The organism is Lysinibacillus sp. fkY74-1 (genome assembly GCF_053165895.1).
In genome coordinates this window covers 3,406,011-3,423,845 of sequence record NZ_CP170173.1, presented here as the reverse complement: position 1 = coordinate 3,423,845, position 17,835 = coordinate 3,406,011, and the positions used below count along the sequence as shown (strand labels likewise).

Genomic DNA, 17,835 nt, shown 5'->3' with positions numbered 1-17,835 from the left:
GAGAGTGATACGATTATTCTCTGTACAAGCATATCAAAAAAAGGAAAAAAGCGCATGGGTAGCGAATTAAAATGGAGGGGTTGTCATTTATAAACGAGGAGGACATTAAGATGGAAATAAGCTATCATGGACATTCAATTGTCAAAATTCAAACAAATGGGAAAACAATTTTAATTGATCCTTTTATTAACGGTAATGGACAAACAGATTTAAAGGTTGCTGAAGAAGCACCAGATATTATTTTATTAACACATGGTCATAATGATCATGTTGGAGACACCATAGAACTAGCGAAGAAAAAAGATGCGCTAGTCATTGCTCCAAATGAATTAGCCAATTGGATTTCCTGGCAAGGAGTTAAAACACACCCAATGCATATTGGAGGGGCTAAGGAATTCGATTTTGGGAAGGTAAAGTTTACGCAGGCTTTCCATGGCTCTTCTTATGTAACAGATACAAAAGAAATTATTTATATGGGAATGCCAGCTGGGATATTACTATTTGTTGAAGGGCTAACGATTTATCATGCAGGTGACACAGCTCTATTTAGTGATATGAAATTAATTGGGGAGCGACATCCAATAGATATAGCATTCCTACCAATTGGTGATAATTTTACAATGGGTCCAGAAGACGCTGCATGCGCAGTTTCATTCTTACAGCCTAAAATAGTTGTACCTATTCATTACAATACATTCCCACCTATCGAGCAAGATCCACAGATTTTTGCTGATTTAGTACAAAACTCAGAGGTTCAAATTTTAAAAGCTGGTGAGAAAGTAAACTGTTTCTAATCGTTGATTATGCTGTACTATATGAATTGACACCACGCTGGTAGTTGGAATGATAGGGTTTTTTAAACAATTTGATCACTTTATATTAAATATTTTTATAAAAAATATGGTACACTAAGAGCAGAATTGAAGCTTAGGAAATAGGTGATATTTTGTCTACAAAACATGAGAAAATTTTACAATACATCGAGTCACTACCTGTGGGCGATAAAATTTCAGTACGTCAAATTGCGAAAGAAATGCAAGTGAGTGAAGGGACTGCATATCGTGCTATAAAAGAAGCAGAAAACCGTCGCTTAGTAAGTTCAATTGAACGTGTTGGAACAATTCGTATTGAAAAGAAAAAGAAAGAAAACATTGAACGTTTAACTTTTGCAGAAATTGTCAACATCGTAGATGGTCAAGTTTTAGGTGGAAAATCAGGTCTACATAAAACGTTAACGAAATTTGTTATAGGGGCAATGCAATTAGAAGATATGATGCGGTATACAGATGCGGGTAGCTTATTGATTGTAGGGAATCGTTTTAAAGCCCATGAAAATGCACTTCGAGCAGGTGCTGCTGTTTTAATTACAGGGGGTTTTGATACAACAGATGCCAATAAACAACTGGCTGATTCATTAGATTTACCTATAATTTCAACTAGCTATGATACGTTTACTGTAGCAACGATGATTAACCGAGCTATTTATGATCAGCTCATCAAAAAGGATATTTTATTTATTGAAGATATTTATGTTCCAATGACTGACACAGCAGCGTTAAAAAATGATGAGACCATCCGTCATTTCCAGAAGTTAAATGAACGCACCACACATGGTGCATTTCCAGTTGTCACTCATCAAAATAAACTTGTCGGAATGATTACTGTAAAAGACGTTATTGGTCGAGAAGAAAATGAGTTAGTTGAAAAGGTTATGACGAAGAATCCAATTGCTGGTTCCATGAAAATGAGTGTTGCTTCAGCTGGGCATCGTATGATTTGGGAAGGGATTGATCTGTTACCTATCGTAGATGACGACAACATTTTACAGGGTGTCATTAGTCGTCAGGACGTGCTTAAAGCATTGCAGCTAGCTCAAAGGCAGCCACAGCATGGTGAAACTATAGATGATTTAGTGAAAAATGAGATGAAGGTACTTGGTGATGATGAGCTGGTCGTGGAATTTAAAGTTACACCTCAAATGACAAATCAATACGGGGCAATTTCTTACGGTGCTTTCACCACTCTACTTGCTGAAGTGGGTTCATTTGCATTAAAGCGTCGCAAACGAGGGGATGCAGTAGCTGAGAATATGACCATTTATTTTATTAAACCGGTACAGATGGAAAGTACACTTACAGTCAAGCCACGAATTTTAGACATGAGTCGTAAGTTTGTGAAAATGGATTTTGAAGTGTATAATCAACAAATACTTGTTGGTAAGGCAATGATGATGTTCCAGCTTTTAGAACGTTAAGTATTAAAAGGGATGGCCTAGCGCAATTGCTTGGTCATCCCTTTGTTACATATTATCGATTAATGCGGAATTCTTCTTCAACAAATTGACCATAATGACGCGCTTGTTTCGTATTTTCTACTACGACAAAGATGCCTAGCACGACAAGAATTGCTACAATTACAAATGTATATAAGCTAGGGAATAAATAGGCTTGATTAAATCCGAAAAACAGTAGGAAGGAACCGAAGCCGATATTCGCCTTACTTTTATACCAATTTTTAGCGATTGGTAATGATGAACGGAACTGTTTTGTTTTAAAATAAAAATAAAAGACAAAAGATATAATTATCGCAAACACAAATATTAAATTGAGCATAGTAAACCTCCTAGCATAACTAGACATTATTGTAACGATAATTCTGGAAAAATGCTAACGGTTCTTACTATCATTTTGGAGGAATTTATTGTGAAAAGACAAATCATCGACACAATTGCTGCCTATGAAACAATCATTATTCATCGTCATGTACGACCAGATCCAGATGCTTATGGCTCACAACAAGGATTGAAAGAATTGATTTTAACAAATTATCCAGATAAAAAGGTTTTTGCTGTAGGTGAGCATGATACTTCCTTAACATTTATGGCACAGCCTGATCAAGTAGCTGATGATGTTTATGATCATGCTTTAGTAATTGTGACTGACACGGCCAATACCGAACGTGTTGACGATCCACGCTATACTAAGGGGAAAATGATTATTAAAATTGATCATCACCCTAATGATGATGCCTATGGTGACCTTTTATGGGTCGATACGACAGCAAGTTCTTGCAGTGAAATGATTTACGAACTGTATGAGGAAGGTAAGGAAGTGGCTAACTGGCAAATGTCTGATACTGCTGCACGATTATTATTTGCTGGAATTGTAGGAGATACAGGTAGATTCCAATTCCCAAGTACTACGGCTAAAACATTTAAAGTGGCTGCAGACCTGATTACATATGATTTTGATCGAAATCAAATTTTTGATGGTATGTATGAAATGGAGCAAAAACTGCTTAATTTACAAGGTTATATTTATCAAAACTTTAAAATGGATGAATATGGAGCAGCTCATGTGAAGCTAACAAAAGAATTATTAGCAGAACATGATATTGTACCGTCAGAAGCATCACTGCTAGTAGGTTGCCTAGGTAGTGTTAAGGGGATTTGCTCGTGGGTTGTATTCATTGAAGAGGTAGATCAAATTCGTGTACGTTTACGTTCGAAGGGTCCTATTATTAATACATTAGCAAAAGAGTTTAATGGTGGTGGACATCCGCTGGCTTCTGGAGCTACGGCTTATTCATGGAAAGAAGCAGATAACGTCATCACAAGATTACAAGAGATTTGTAAAGCGTATCATTAAAAAGAAAAGGAAGGGATTCATTTGACACATGTATACACAAAGATGCATACGAGCGCGGATTTATTGAAAAGCACAATTCGGCTTGAGCAATTGATTCCTTTTTTACTAGAACAAAAGACGCAGGCCTGTGCAATCGTAAATACGAAATTGTACGGGCTTTTGCCTTTTTGTAAAGCCATGCAGCAAGCAAAAATACATGCCGTCATGGGGCTTTCTGTTAATGTGCAATGGCATGACACAACGCTTCCTCTTGTACTGTATGCACAGTCTCAGGAGGGCTATCAACAGTTATTGAAAATTAGCAGTGCGGCTTCAATTAGGGAAGACGGAGTGCTACCTTGGAAATGGCTAGAGGGCTATGCAGCAGGCTGCTTGGCATTGCTTTCATCCGATGATTTAGCCGAATTAAAAGATTGGCATGGAGTAGTATCTGCCTTAGCTCATCTCTTTCAGCATCACTTTTATATGGGAATTACCAGACCTGGAGGGGTGGCGCTAGCTAATGAGAATGAGCTTGTAGAGTGGTGTGAGGGACAGAGGATTCCACTTGTAGCTGTTCAGAGCTGTTATTTTTTACGACCTGAAGATCATTTTGCATACGAAGTAGCAAGAGCAATCGATACGGGAGACAAGCTTGGAGATACGATGCTAACAGCTAAATTACAGGGTTATTTTGCACCAACAGCACAAGAGTGGCAAAGTTGGTTTACTGATCGACCAGAATGGCTTGAGACCTGTGGACAAATGCTTGCTAGCTGTCGTGCTATCATTCCTGAAATGTCTGTACAAATGCCTAAATTTCCTGTGCCAGTAGGTGAAACAGCTGAGAGTTTACTTGTTAAAGAAGCATTTTCTGGATTAGAGGAACGATTTAACCAGCTGGACATTCCGTATGGTTACCGAGAAAGACTACAATATGAGCTTGAAATAATATGTTCAATGGGCTTCGCTGATTATTTTTTAGTTGTAGCTGATTTTATGCGCTTTGCCAAAGACAATCGCATTTTAACTGGACCAGGTCGTGGTTCCTCCGCTGGGTCACTAGTTGCCTATAGTCTAGCTATTACGCAAGTAGATCCACTCGCCTATGGTTTATTATTTGAACGATTTTTAAACCCTGAACGGATATCCTTACCTGATATTGATATTGATTTTGTCGATAGTAAACGACATCAAGTGATTCAGTACGTTGCACAAAAATATGGTAAAGGCAATGTCGCCCAAATCATTACATTCGGTACATTGTCTGCCAAAGCAGTGGCTCGAGATGTCGCAAGAGTATTTGGTTTTGGTGCAGAGGTATTAGAGAAAATTTCAAAAATGATTCCGAATAAACCGGGGATTACATTGCAAAAGGCTTTAGAAGAATCATATGATTTACAGGAGTGGCTCTCTGAGGATCACCAGCATCAGCGTTGGTTCGAAGTAGCGCAAAAATTAGAAGGTCTGCCTAGAAATTCCTCTACCCATGCGGCAGGCATCGTTATTGCTCCTTCCTCCTTAGTCAATACAGTCCCTATTGAGGATGGACATGAAGGCATATATTGCACACAATGGCCGATGGGTGATGTAGAGGCGAGTGGGCTTGTCAAAATGGATTTTTTAGGTTTACGCAATCTAACTATTTTAGAGCAAATTCGTTGGTCCATTTATAAAGCGGGTGGACCTTGGATTGATTTTGAACGAATTCCTATGCATGATGAAAAAACTTTTCAATTATTGCAAAGTGGTGATACATCAGGTATTTTCCAATTAGAATCGGAAGGAATGAAACAAGCATTACGAGACATTCATCCTACACAATTTTTAGATATTGTGGCTGTGAACGCACTTTATCGTCCGGGTCCAATGGAATTTATACCTGTCTATGCTAGACGAAAAGCCGGTAAAGAATTAGTGGTTATGCCTCACCCTGTGTTAGAGCCAATTCTACAAGAGACTTTTGGTGTTATTGTCTATCAAGAGCAGATTATCAAGATTGCCTCTGTGCTAGCAGGATTTTCAATGGGTCAAGCAGATTTACTTCGCCGTGCCGTTAGCAAAAAAAATCGTCAAGTCCTGGAGGAGCAACAGGTTACCTTTGTACAAGGGGCATTAAAACAAGGCTATGATCAGCATGTGGCGACAGAGGTGTATGAATTAATTGTCCGCTTTGCTGATTACGGATTTCCTAAAAGTCATGCTGTAGCTTATAGTATTATTTCTTATCAAATGGCTTATTTAAAGGCACATTTCCCTCAAAGCTTTTATGCTGCATTATTATCTAATGCAACGGGAAATGTAGATAAAATTCAACAGCTAGTACAAGAGGCCAAAGACAAAGGTATCCCGTTTTATCCACCTTCATTAAAGGACAGTACAAAATATTTTACGGTTGAGCAGGAGGGGATCCGTTATAGTTTAGCAGGGATTAAAGGCGTCCCTCATACTTTTATTGAAAGTATCAATACATTGCGCCAAACGAACCCTCAGGCATTATATAACCTTTTTGATTTAGCTGTGGCATTAAGTGCACAGCATTTTAAACCGAAAGTAATAGAATCATTAATTTATGCTGGAGCCCTAGATTTTCTAGAAAAGGACCGTGCAGTACTAATCATGACAATAGATGCTGCCTTAAAACACGCTGAACTACTACGGCCAAATGAGGATATTGATATATCAACTGCTACAGAATTTAACTTTGGAAAGCCAAAATATATGCAAGTTGATGATATGCCACAAAAGGAAAAATTGATACATGAGAAGGAAAGTTTAGGCTTTTACATTTCTGCCCATCCGGTTACGCAAGAAAGACCATATTGGGCTGATGTGAATTGTACAAGTCGTGAGTTAAAGCAAATGCGAGATGGTACGTATGTGAAAATGATTGGTGTCATGGAAGAAGTAAAAAAAATTCGTACCAAAAAAGGGGAGCAGATGGCCTTTGTCCAGTTACAGGATGAGCATGGATCTGTTTCTGCTACATTATTTCCACAAGTTTTTCAATTCGTTCAAGATTTTTTAGTAGAAGATGAAATTCTGGTTGTAGAAGGGAATCTAGAAAGACGTTTTGGAAAACCGCAAATTAAAGTAAAACATGCGCAAGCGACGAAAAAGATATGAAATGAAACAAGAATTAAGAAACTGCATTGAATTTTATGCAGTTTTTTCTTTACTTTTTAACAGTTATTCTGTAAGCTAGAGTCAACGTTAAAAAGTGGTCAGACCACTTTTCTGATAAGGGGAGTTAGTCGTATGGATAAAAAAACCGAACAAAAAAAAGTGTTTTTAGAAATCGTCCAACAACTACGTCAACTCATTAAAATGGAAAAAATACAAGCAGGTGAAAAGCTTCCCTCCGAACGAGTCTTATCGGAGCGTCTAGGTGTCGGGCGATCCTCTGTCAGAGAGGCATTGCGAAGTCTAGAATTACTAGGTCTTATTGAAACGAGGCATGGTGGTGGTACTTTTCTTGCTTCCACACATAAGCATCAGCTTGTAGAAATACTGTCGATGTTTATATTAGAAGATGAAAAATCGAAAAAAGATGTCGAATTTACGCGACAAATTCATGAAAAGGAAGCTATTCGCGTAATAAGTTGTACAGAGATTCTTCGCACACTACCTGTGTGGGATAGTTTTTTTGTGAAACTAGAATTAGAAGGTATGATTAATTGTCGTGATATATTGCGAGAACTTCTAATCACAACAGGCAATCGTTTATCATTAAAAATCTGGTTTCAGTTGGCAGCTTACGATGGCGACCGTTTAAATCGAAACTCAACAGAAGATGAAAAAATAATCATTCAAACCATGTTGAAATCGATGCAGCTAGGGTACGAAAAAGAAGCACTAAAAGCTTATGAGCAGTGGATGAGTACTGTACAAAGCACTTAGACAACAACAAAGGGGGAGTCAAACATGGCAATACGTAGCTTATTTAGTGGTAACCGAAAAAAGAAAGAGGATGGACAGGAAAAAGCATTTCCAGAAGGATTAATGACAAAATGTCCTGAATGCCGCCATATTCAATTAACGAAAGAACTAGAAAAAAATCATAAAGTGTGTACGAAATGTAGTCATCATTTCAAAATGACTGCACAAGAACGTGTAGACTACTTCTTGGATGAAGGTTCATTTGTTTCGATGGATGACCATTTACAAACAAGCAATCCATTAAACTTCCCAGCATATGTGGAGAAAATTTCAGCTGACCAAGAAAAAACGGGCTTGAATGAAGCTGTGCTAACGGGTGTTGGTACATTAGACGGAGAGGAAATTGTTGTGGCCATTATGGATTCTCACTTCCGTATGGGTTCCATGGGTTCAGTTGTGGGCGAAAAAATTACTCGTGCAGTAGAAAAAGCAACTGAATTAGGTGTGCCTTTTATTATCTTTACGGCTAGTGGTGGTGCACGTATGCAAGAAGGTGTACTATCTTTAATGCAAATGGCAAAAACAAGTGTTGCTTTAAAGCGTCATAGTGATCAAGGCTTATTGTTTATTTCTATTTTAACGCATCCTACAACTGGTGGGGTTTCAGCAAGCTTTGCCTCTGTAGGTGATATAAATATTGCAGAACCACAAGCATTGATTGGCTTTGCTGGTCGTCGTGTCATTGAAGAAACTGTAAGAGAAAAACTACCGAATGATTTCCAAACAGCCGAATTTTTATTAGAGCATGGCCAATTGGATGCCATTTTCCCTCGCAAAGATTTACGTAAACAAGTTTCATTACTTGTAAAAATGCATACGAAAGGCGGCGTGCAACATGTCTAAAAATTTAGCTTTTGAAGAACCAGTTATCCAACTACGAGAAAAAATTGATGAATTAAAAACAATTGCTACTGAAGCAGATGTAGATATGACAGGTGAGATTGAGAAATTAGAAACACGGTTATCACAATTAGAGCAATCTATTTATGCGAATATGAAGCCGTGGGATCGTGTGCAAGTAGCAAGACATCCAGAAAGACCTACTACTTTACAATATATTGAAGCGATATGTGAGAATTTTATTGAGTTGCATGGAGATCGTACTTTTGGTGATGATGCTGCAATCCTTGGTGGAATTGGTATTTTTGAAGGGCAACCTGTAACAATAATCGGACACCAACGTGGGAAATCTACAAAAGAAAATATACGACGTAATTTTGGTATGCCTCACCCAGAAGGGTATCGTAAAGCCTTACGTTTGATGAAGCAAGCAGAAAAATTCAAACGGCCAATTATTTGTTTTATCGATACAAAAGGTGCTTATCCAGGTAAAGCTGCAGAAGAACGAGGGCAAAGTGAAGCAATTGCTAGAAACCTTGTTGAAATGGCAGGCTTAACAGTTCCAGTCATCAGTATTGTGATTGGAGAAGGAGGAAGTGGCGGTGCCTTAGCATTAGGTGTAGCAAACCGTGTCTTTATGCTTGAAAACTCAACATATTCCGTTATTTCTCCAGAAGGAGCAGCGTCGATTTTATGGCGTGATGGTAGCCTTGCTAAGCAAGCGGCTGAAGCAATGCGAATAACAGCACCGGATTTAAAAGAGCTTGGTGTTATAGATGGTATCATCCCTGAGATTATTGGTGGTGCGCATCGCAATGTAGCAAAACAGGCACTTTATATTAAAGAATGCATTAGCACTACACTTCATGCATTAAATTCTCTAAATGGAGAACAATTAATTAACGATCGTTATGAAAAGTTCAAAAAAATCGGACAATATACAGAAGTATAAAACCATTTTTTAAGGCTTTCTTTTGATAGCATCAACAATTATGGGGATATGAATTTGCTCGTTAAGAGACAAAAATTGTTTCTTAACCTATTAAAAAGCTATAAAAAATAAAGAAGCTAGGTACGCAATCTGAACGTCAGACTTCTTGAAAAAATGTTAGATTTAGGATGTTTTTGGATGGAAAGAGTGTGTGAAAGCGCATTCTTTTCATTTTTTATGTAAAAGTTATGTTTTTGTATCATCAGAACCCTTACATAGTTTGTTTTTTCATGTTAATGTGAATAATAATAGTAACTGCAGGAGGTTCGACAATGAAAAAAATTGCTGTATTAACTAGTGGTGGAGATGCGCCTGGAATGAACGCAGCTATTCGAGCGGTTGTTCGTAAGGCAGCATTCCATGGAATTGATGTTGTCGGAATTAAACATGGTTATGAGGGCTTAGTAAAAGGTTATTTAGAAGAACTTGATCTAGGCTCAGTTGGTGGTATTATTCAGCGTGGTGGTACCCATTTAAATTCTGCCAGATGTCCAGAATTTAAAGAAGATGCCGTGCAACAACAAGGAATTGAAAACTTACGAGCTGCCGGAATAGAAGGACTTGTTGTCATTGGTGGTGATGGTTCTTATAGAGGGGCTATGGATCTAGTGAAAAAAGGCTTCCCTGCTGTAGGTGTACCAGGGACTATCGATAATGATGTTCCAGGGACGGAATATACGATAGGCTTTGATACGGCACTCAATACAGTAGTAGAATCCATCGATAAAATCCGAGACACAGCTACTTCACATGAAAATTCCTTCATAGTTGAGGTTATGGGTCGTGATGCAGGGGATATTGCTTTATGGGCAGGGCTTGCTGCGGGTGCTGAAACAGTTTTAATTCCAGAAGAGGATTATGATTTAGATGATATTGTGGCACGCTTAGATCGTGGTGCAGCACGTGGGAAGAAGCATAGTATTATTATTGTGGCAGAAGGTGTTATGTCTGGAAATGAACTAGCTAAGCTGATAAAAGAAAAGACTGGAAAAGAAACTAGAGTTTCGGTGTTAGGTCATATTCAGCGTGGCGGTTCACCAACTGCACGTGATCGCGTATTGGCAAGTCAGTTTGGCGCACATGCAGTGGAGTTACTAATGGAAGGCAAGTATGGCCGAGCAGTAGGTATTCGCAATCATCAAGTTATTGATTATGATATGCCTGAGGCCTTTGAAAAGAATCATGAGGCAGATGTAAGTCTATACACGCTTATGAAAGAACTATCAATATAATTTGTTATAAACGGAGTGGGCAAAAAATGAGAAAAACAAAAATCGTATGTACAATTGGACCTGCAAGTGAGTCATCAGAAACATTAGAAAAATTAATTGAAGCAGGTATGAATGTAGCCCGCTTGAATTTTTCACATGGCTCTCATGAAGAGCATGCGGGGCGAATTCATTTAATTCGTGAAGTGGCACAAAAGTTAAATAAACCAGTAGGAATTTTATTAGACACAAAAGGTCCTGAAATTCGTACGCATAACATGAAAAATGGTGAGCTTCATTTAACAGCTGGTCAAGTGATTGATATTTCAATGACTGAAGTGGAAGGCACGGAGACAAGCTTTTCTGTTACGTATGAGCAATTAGTAGAAGATGTTGAACAAAACTCCATTATTTTACTTGATGATGGTCTTATTCAATTACGTGTATTAGCTACAGATGTTGAAAAAGGTTTAATTCATACGATTGTAGAAAATGCTGGTGTATTAAAAAATAAAAAGGGTGTTAACGTACCAGGTGTATCTGTACAGCTTCCAGGTATTACAGAAAAGGATGCACAGGATATTTTATTTGGTATTGAGCAAGGCGTTGACTTCATTGCTGCTTCATTCGTTCGTCGCGCAAAAGATGTACTAGAAATTCGTGAGTTGCTTGAGCAAAATGGCGGTGGGCATATCCAAATCATTCCTAAAATTGAAAACCAAGAGGGTGTCGATAATATAGATGAGATTATCCTTGTGTCTGATGGATTAATGGTAGCACGTGGAGATCTTGGTGTTGAAATTCCAGCAGAAGAAGTACCACTTGTACAAAAGAAATTAATTTTAAAATGTAATCAAGTAGGGAAACCCGTTATTACGGCCACTCAAATGTTGGATTCAATGCAACGTAACCCACGTCCAACACGTGCAGAAGCAAGTGATGTAGCGAATGCAATCATTGATGGTACAGATGCGATTATGTTGTCAGGAGAAACTGCTGCAGGTCTATATCCAGTGGAGTCAGTACAAACCATGAATAAAATTGCTCAACGTACTGAAAATTCGTTAGATTATAAATCGATTGTTTCTACACGTAGTCGTGAAAAAGAAGCCAATATGACAGAAGCTATTTCACAAGCAGTCGCGTATACATCCATTAATTTAGGTGTTAAAGCCGTATTAGCACCAACAGAAAGTGGTAATACAGCTAGAATGATTGCCAAATATCGACCTGGTGTACCAATTGTTGCAGTAACAGGCTCAACAAATACAGCCCAAACATTAACTTTAGTATGGGGTGTGCATCCAATTGTTTGCCAACGTGTTACAACAACAGATGAGATATTAGAATTAGCTGTGGATGAAAGCTTAAAGCATGGTTTCGTCACACATGGTGATGCTGTTGTAATTACAGCAGGTGTGCCTGTTGGAGAAGCAGGAACAACAAACCTAATGAAAGTACACATTATTGGCGATTTACTTGCTCGTGGTCAAGGAATTGGCAAGGCATCCGTTGTAGGTAAAACGGTAATCGCTAAAAATGCAGCTGAAGCACTTGCTTATGATACAGAAGGAAGTATTCTTGTAACAGTGGGTTCAGACCGTGAAATGATGCCAGCAATAGAAAATTGTATAGGGCTAATTACTGAAGAAGGTGGACTAACGAGTCATGCTGCAGTAGTTGGACTAAGTCTTGGTATCCCTGTAATTGTTGGTGTAAAAGAAGCAACAACATTATTACGCCATGGTCAAGAAATTACGATGGATGCTGAAACAGGCGTTATCTATAAAGGACATGCTAGCGTTCTTTAATAATAAACAAAAAGCTCTAGTGTGATTTGTTGTACTAGAGCTTTTTAATAAGGGTTGTACAAATTAACTATATTAAGTGCTATATGGAAAGCTTCTTATTATATCTCCATTAATAAACAAAAGTGATTTGGTATTATTTGATGAGAGGCATTCATTTTTTTATGAAACTAAATGGGCTATAATAACGTATATAAGGTATACCTTTTCAAGTAGAAAGGAGAAAAATATGCGAAAAATTTTTCTTGGTTTCATTGTCTACGCATTAGCCGAATTGGCGTTATTAATAGTTATTGGACAAAACATTGGTGTTTTAAGTACATTATTACTCATTATTGTCACTAGTGTACTTGGGATTTATGTAATGAAAAATAAAGGTATGAATTCTGTCCAAAGTGTAAAAAATACATTAGCACGTGGAGAGGCTCCGGGATCTGCGTTGGTAGATACATTATTAACTTTTAGTGGTGGGCTACTTTTAGCATTACCAGGGTTTATTACAGATATTATTGGCTTACTACTGCTTCTGCCTTTTTCACGAAAAATGTTCCAACCAGTTGTCTATTATTGGATGCGTAAAAAAATGAAAAAAGGTCAATTTATTATCGTTCAAAGATAGAGTTTTCTTTTAGCTTAACTGCTAAAAATAAAAAGATTGGGCTAAGTAATATTCCATAAAAGCCAAATAATAGAATAGAGGCGGCGCTGATGAAAAATGTATGGAATGTACGTAATTGAAGCGTGTTGGACCAAAGCATGGAGTCAGCTAGCTGCCTTGTTAATTGTACAAATAAATACAATAGTAAAATGGCTACACATAAAAATGTATTACCATTGAAATAAAAATAAATACTCATCGGTACAAGAAATACACCAATACCGAAAAATGGCAGTACATCTGCAAATGCGACAATAAAAGCTTTAATAATAGCTTGTTCAAACTGAAGGATCATAAAGCCTCCACAAAGAATAAGTAAGGTAATTGTAAATAATTGAAATTCCACAAATATAAAATAATGAAAAAGTTGCATGATTTTCGCAAAATGTGATTGCCACTCATGACGATATTTCTTTGGCACATATTGAAAAAACCAATAGCGTGATTTACGTGTTTCAAGTAAAGCGAAATAATAAGCTACCAAGAAAATGAATACCTCAATGACATGTTTCATTAATAATTGGAAAAGATCAGCTGTATATATAATGATCGAATCAAAAATAGAAAGTGATTTCTCCTTTAAAACTTGTATAAACATCGATTCATATTCACTGAAAAGTGGGAAGTTTTGTAATGTATTACGTATCTCCGGAAAGATGACAATTACACTGTTGATGGATATGACAACAAGCAAAAAAATACAAGTTAAAATCAATACCTCCACAATTATTGCTGCTATCCAATAGGCGATCCTACAATATTTATGCAAAAAATTTATGATAGGATACGTCGAAAATGATAAAAAAATCGCGAGTGAAACTGGCAGCACGAACCAAAGTATGACTAAATAAAAGATAAACAGTAAAATACTTGTGGTTCTTTCGTATGAAAAATACTTTAAATTCCTCATTTTAACAAAATCACCTCAAATCATAATGTCAAAAAATACAAAAAAAACTCTTTAGGGCATATATATAGTCGTTCGGACGTCTTTTTCTTTATTTGGAGGATTTTCATTCACAAAGCTGTCAAAAATGATTATAATAGCAATGTAAGCGATTTACTTAATGGTTCATATGAGCAAAATCCGTAAATGCAAGAAAAAAACGCATTTACAACAAAATATAAATATGAGGGAGCGATAATTTATGTCAGCAACTAAAGGTTTAGAAGGTATCGTAGCAGCGGAATCTAAAATCAGTTCAATTATCGATGACACACTTACATATGTTGGTTACAACATTGATGATTTAGCACAAAATGCGTCATTTGAAGAGGTAATTTACTTGTTATGGCATACTCGTTTACCAAAAGCGGACGAGCTAGCTGAATTAAAACAACAATTGGCAGACAATATGTCAATTCCGCAAGCGATTGTCGACCAATTCAAAACATACCCACTTTCAACTGTACATCCAATGGCTGCACTACGTACTGCAGTATCTTTACTTGGTGTATTCGATGAAGAAGCGGATGTTATGGACCCAGAAGCAAACTACCGTAAAGCAATTCGTCTTCAAGCTAAAATTGCTACAGTAGTGACTGCATTTGCGCGTGTTCGTAAAGGTTTAGAACCAGTTTCACCAAAACCTGAACTAGGATATGCGGCAAACTTCTTATACATGCTTAAAGGCGAAGAGCCAGCAGATATTGAAATTGAAGCTTTCGACAAAGCATTAGTATTGCATGCTGACCATGAGTTAAATGCATCTACATTCACTGCACGTGTATGTGTAGCTACATTATCAGATGTTTATTCAGGGGTAACTGCGGCAATCGGCGCGTTAAAAGGGCCACTTCATGGTGGAGCAAATGAGCAAGTTATGAAAATGTTAACTGAAATTGGCTCACTTGAAAATGTTGAATCTTACATTCAAAATAAATTAGACAACAAAGAAAAAATCATGGGCTTCGGTCACCGTGTATATCGCAAAGGCGACCCTCGTGCACCACATTTACGCGTAATGTCTAAAAAATTAACTGAACTAACTGGTAAACCAGAGCTTTATGAAATGTCAGTTAAAATCCATGACATGATCGTAGAACAAAAGAAATTACCAGCTAACGTAGATTTCTTCTCTGCGTCAGTGTATGATTCTTTAGGTATTGATCATGACCTGTTCACACCAATTTTCGCAGTATCACGTACTTCAGGTTGGGTGGCACACATCCTTGAGCAATATGCAAATAACCGCCTAATCCGTCCACGTGCTGAGTATGTTGGACCAGGCATGCAAAAATATGTTCCAATCAGCGAGCGCTAATTTGGAAAATATGCTAGAATGTTTGGGACTGTGTTATCACTAACACAGTCCTATGATTATGAATTTAGGAGGCAACAGAATGTCAAACAAAATTGTAGTTGAAAATGGCGTACTTAATGTACCAAATAATCCAGTAATTCCTTTCATCGAAGGTGATGGAATTGGTCCAGATATCTGGGCAGCAGCATCACGCGTAATCGACGCAGCAGTAGAAAAAGCTTATAACGGTGAAAAGAAAATTGAATGGTTAGAAGTTTTAGCTGGTGAAAAAGCATTTAACCAAACTGGTGAATGGTTACCACAAGAAACTTTAGACAAAATTAATGAATACTTAATTGCAATCAAAGGTCCTCTTACTACACCAATCGGTGGTGGTATCCGCTCTCTTAACGTAGCATTACGTCAACAACTTGACTTATATGTATGCTTACGCCCAGTACGTCACTTTGATGGAGTGCCTTCTCCAGTTAAACGCCCAGAAGACGTTGATATGGTTATCTTCCGCGAAAACACAGAAGACATCTACGCTGGTATTGAATTCGAATCTGGTTCAGAACAAGCTCAAAAAATCATCAACTTCCTACAATCTGAATTTGGTGTAAATCAAATCCGCTTCCCAGAAACTTCTGGTATCGGTGTAAAACCTGTATCTAAAGAAGGTACTGAGCGTTTAGTACGTTCTGCTATTGAATATGCAATTAAACATAAACGCCCATCTGTTACTTTAGTTCATAAAGGTAACATCATGAAATTCACTGAAGGTGGATTCAAAAAATGGGGTTATGAATTAGCAGAAAAAGAATTTGCTGATCAAACTTTCACTTGGAATCAATACGATGCAATCAAAGCTGAACAAGGTGAAGAAGCAGCAAACAAAGCACAATCTGATGCTTTAGCAGCAGGTAAAATCTTAGTAAAAGATTCTATCGCAGATATCTTCTTACAACAAATCTTAACTCGTCCAACTGAGTTCGATGTAGTAGCTACAATGAACTTAAATGGTGACTATATTTCTGATGCACTTGCTGCACAAGTTGGTGGTATCGGTATCGCTCCAGGAGCTAACATTAACTATGTAACTGGACATGCGATCTTCGAAGCTACTCACGGTACAGCTCCAAAATATGCTGGTTTAGATAAAGTAAACCCATCTTCAGTATTACTTTCAGGTGTATTAATGCTTGAACACTTAGGATGGCAAGAGGCTGCTGACATGATCACTAAATCTGTTGAGCAAACAATTTCTTCTAAAGTTGTAACTTATGACTTTGCTCGTTTAATGGATGGCGCTACAGAAGTGAAATGTTCAGAATTCGCTAATGAGTTAATCAAAAACTTATAATTTTCTATTCTGATATAGAAATTTTCACGTAAAAGTGTGCTTATAAATGCCGATATAATTAGGGTAAAAGTGAATTTTCGTTAAATAAAATATTTACGATGAACTTGTTTAATCGAGGGAGTGAGATGTATTTCTCCTCCCTCTTTTAAAATATATAACCCCATTTTAAAGGAGCGTATTCAAATGTCTCTGAAACGTAAAAAATTATCAGTAATCGGTGGAGGATTTACAGGTGCTACAGCAGCGTTCTTAGCAGCTCAGAAAGAACTTGGTGACGTTGTATTAGTAGATATCCCTCAAGCAGAAAATCCTACAAAGGGAAAAGCTTTAGATATGTGGGAAGCAGCGCCTATACAAGGGTATGATGCGTATGTAAAAGGTACTTCCGATTATGCGGATACAGCGGATTCTGACGTAGTCATTATTACAGCTGGAGTAGCCCGTAAACCAGGTATGAGTCGTGATGATCTTGTACAAATCAACCAAGGCGTCATGAAAACGGTGTCCAAAGAGATTGCCAAACATTCACCAAATGCCACAATTATCGTACTTACCAATCCAGTGGATGCCATGACCTATACAGTCTATAAAGAAACTGGTTTCCCAAAAAATCGTGTGATCGGACAATCCGGTGTTCTTGATACGGCGCGTTTCTGTGCATTTGTCGCAGAAGAGTTGAATGTGTCAGTGAAAGACATTACTGGTTTTGTATTAGGTGGTCATGGAGATACGATGGTGCCTTTAACACGTTATTCGTTTGCAGGTGGTATTCCATTAGAATCATTAATCTCTGCTGAACGTCTAGAAGCAATTGTAGATCGCACACGTAATGGTGGTGCTGAAATCGTTAACTTACTTGGTAACGGTTCAGCGTACTATGCACCTGCTGCAGCATTGATTGAAATGGCAGAAGCTATTATAAAAGATCAGAAGCGTATTCTTCCATCTATTGCTTATTTAGAAGGTGAATATGGCTATAGCGATTTATATCTGGGTGTTCCTACATTACTTGGCGAAAATGGTATTGAAAAAATCTTTGAGCTTGAGTTAACAGACAAAGAAAAAGAAGCTTTAGACCAATCGGCAGATGCAGTACGCAGCGTGATGAAAATTCTAGTTTAGGTTAATAATGTCCGACTCAAGGTGCTGTCCGTCAGAA

At 37.7% G+C, this 17,835-nt stretch carries 15 protein-coding genes; 13 read left to right on the top strand and 2 right to left on the bottom strand.

What is annotated here, in order from left to right:
* The first annotated feature begins 110 nt into the window (after positions 1–110).
* Complete coding sequence (locus ACE1MS_RS16810) at positions 111–794, top strand: metal-dependent hydrolase (RefSeq protein ID WP_031418620.1); 684 nt, start codon at positions 111–113, stop codon at positions 792–794.
* A gap of 152 nt (positions 795–946) precedes the next feature.
* Complete coding sequence (locus tag ACE1MS_RS16805; RefSeq protein WP_031418621.1) at positions 947–2,254, top strand: DRTGG domain-containing protein; 1,308 nt, start codon at positions 947–949, stop codon at positions 2,252–2,254.
* Between the two features lie 52 nt (positions 2,255–2,306).
* Here the strand turns inward: ACE1MS_RS16805 and ACE1MS_RS16800 are convergent, their stop codons facing one another.
* On the bottom strand, positions 2,307–2,612 hold the full coding sequence (locus ACE1MS_RS16800) for a YtpI family protein (RefSeq protein ID WP_447402493.1): 306 nt from the start codon (positions 2,610–2,612) through the stop codon (positions 2,307–2,309).
* 90 nt (positions 2,613–2,702) lie between these two features.
* On the opposite strand from ACE1MS_RS16800, the gene ACE1MS_RS16795 reads away from it, so the two are divergent.
* From ACE1MS_RS16795 to ACE1MS_RS16760, 8 genes are all read left to right on the top strand, one after another.
* Positions 2,703–3,647, top strand: coding sequence for a DHH family phosphoesterase (locus tag ACE1MS_RS16795; protein ID WP_031418623.1), 945 nt, complete (start codon positions 2,703–2,705; stop codon positions 3,645–3,647).
* A 21-nt stretch (positions 3,648–3,668) separates the two neighbouring features.
* Positions 3,669–6,752 carry a DNA polymerase III subunit alpha gene (gene dnaE / locus ACE1MS_RS16790; protein ID WP_447402492.1) on the top strand — a complete coding sequence of 1,028 codons (3,084 nt, stop codon included), beginning with the start codon at positions 3,669–3,671 and terminating at the stop codon, positions 6,750–6,752.
* Positions 6,753–6,884: 132 nt separating this feature from the next.
* The gene (locus ACE1MS_RS16785; protein ID WP_012295626.1) at positions 6,885–7,526 is read left to right on the top strand and encodes a FadR/GntR family transcriptional regulator; all 642 of its coding nucleotides are present in this window, start codon (positions 6,885–6,887) and stop codon (positions 7,524–7,526) included.
* Positions 7,527–7,550: 24 nt separating this feature from the next.
* The gene (gene accD, locus ACE1MS_RS16780; RefSeq protein ID WP_012295625.1) at positions 7,551–8,408 is read left to right on the top strand and encodes an acetyl-CoA carboxylase, carboxyltransferase subunit beta; all 858 of its coding nucleotides are present in this window, start codon (positions 7,551–7,553) and stop codon (positions 8,406–8,408) included.
* Positions 8,401–9,357 (top strand): acetyl-CoA carboxylase carboxyltransferase subunit alpha, encoded by a 957-nt coding sequence (locus tag ACE1MS_RS16775; protein ID WP_012295624.1) that lies wholly within the window; start codon positions 8,401–8,403, stop codon positions 9,355–9,357. Before accD ends, ACE1MS_RS16775 begins: the two co-directional genes overlap by 8 nt.
* 311 nt (positions 9,358–9,668) lie before the next feature.
* Entirely contained in the window at positions 9,669–10,628 is a 960-nt protein-coding gene (gene pfkA, locus ACE1MS_RS16770; protein ID WP_031418625.1) for a 6-phosphofructokinase, read from the top strand.
* A gap of 26 nt (positions 10,629–10,654) precedes the next feature.
* On the top strand, positions 10,655–12,415 hold the full coding sequence (gene pyk, locus ACE1MS_RS16765; protein ID WP_031418626.1) for a pyruvate kinase: 1,761 nt from the start codon (positions 10,655–10,657) through the stop codon (positions 12,413–12,415).
* Positions 12,416–12,641: 226 nt separating this feature from the next.
* Positions 12,642–13,031 carry an FxsA family protein gene (locus tag ACE1MS_RS16760; protein WP_012295621.1) on the top strand — a complete coding sequence of 130 codons (390 nt, stop codon included), beginning with the start codon at positions 12,642–12,644 and terminating at the stop codon, positions 13,029–13,031.
* Here ACE1MS_RS16760 and ACE1MS_RS16755 read toward each other — a convergent pair.
* The gene (locus ACE1MS_RS16755) at positions 13,015–13,980 is read right to left on the bottom strand and encodes an AI-2E family transporter (protein WP_036162296.1); all 966 of its coding nucleotides are present in this window, start codon (positions 13,978–13,980) and stop codon (positions 13,015–13,017) included. The genes ACE1MS_RS16760 and ACE1MS_RS16755 overlap by 17 nt on opposite strands.
* A 238-nt stretch (positions 13,981–14,218) precedes the next feature.
* Between ACE1MS_RS16755 and citZ the strand changes: the two genes are divergently transcribed.
* From citZ to mdh, 3 genes are all read left to right on the top strand, one after another.
* Entirely contained in the window at positions 14,219–15,334 is a 1,116-nt protein-coding gene (gene citZ / locus ACE1MS_RS16750; protein ID WP_025114482.1) for a citrate synthase, read from the top strand.
* A gap of 79 nt (positions 15,335–15,413) precedes the next feature.
* Positions 15,414–16,676, top strand: a complete 1,263-nt coding sequence (gene icd / locus ACE1MS_RS16745; protein WP_031418629.1) for an NADP-dependent isocitrate dehydrogenase — start codon at positions 15,414–15,416, stop codon at positions 16,674–16,676.
* Between the two features lie 183 nt (positions 16,677–16,859).
* Entirely contained in the window at positions 16,860–17,798 is a 939-nt protein-coding gene (gene mdh / locus ACE1MS_RS16740; RefSeq protein WP_012295618.1) for a malate dehydrogenase, read from the top strand.
* Positions 17,799–17,835: the final 37 nt, after the last annotated feature.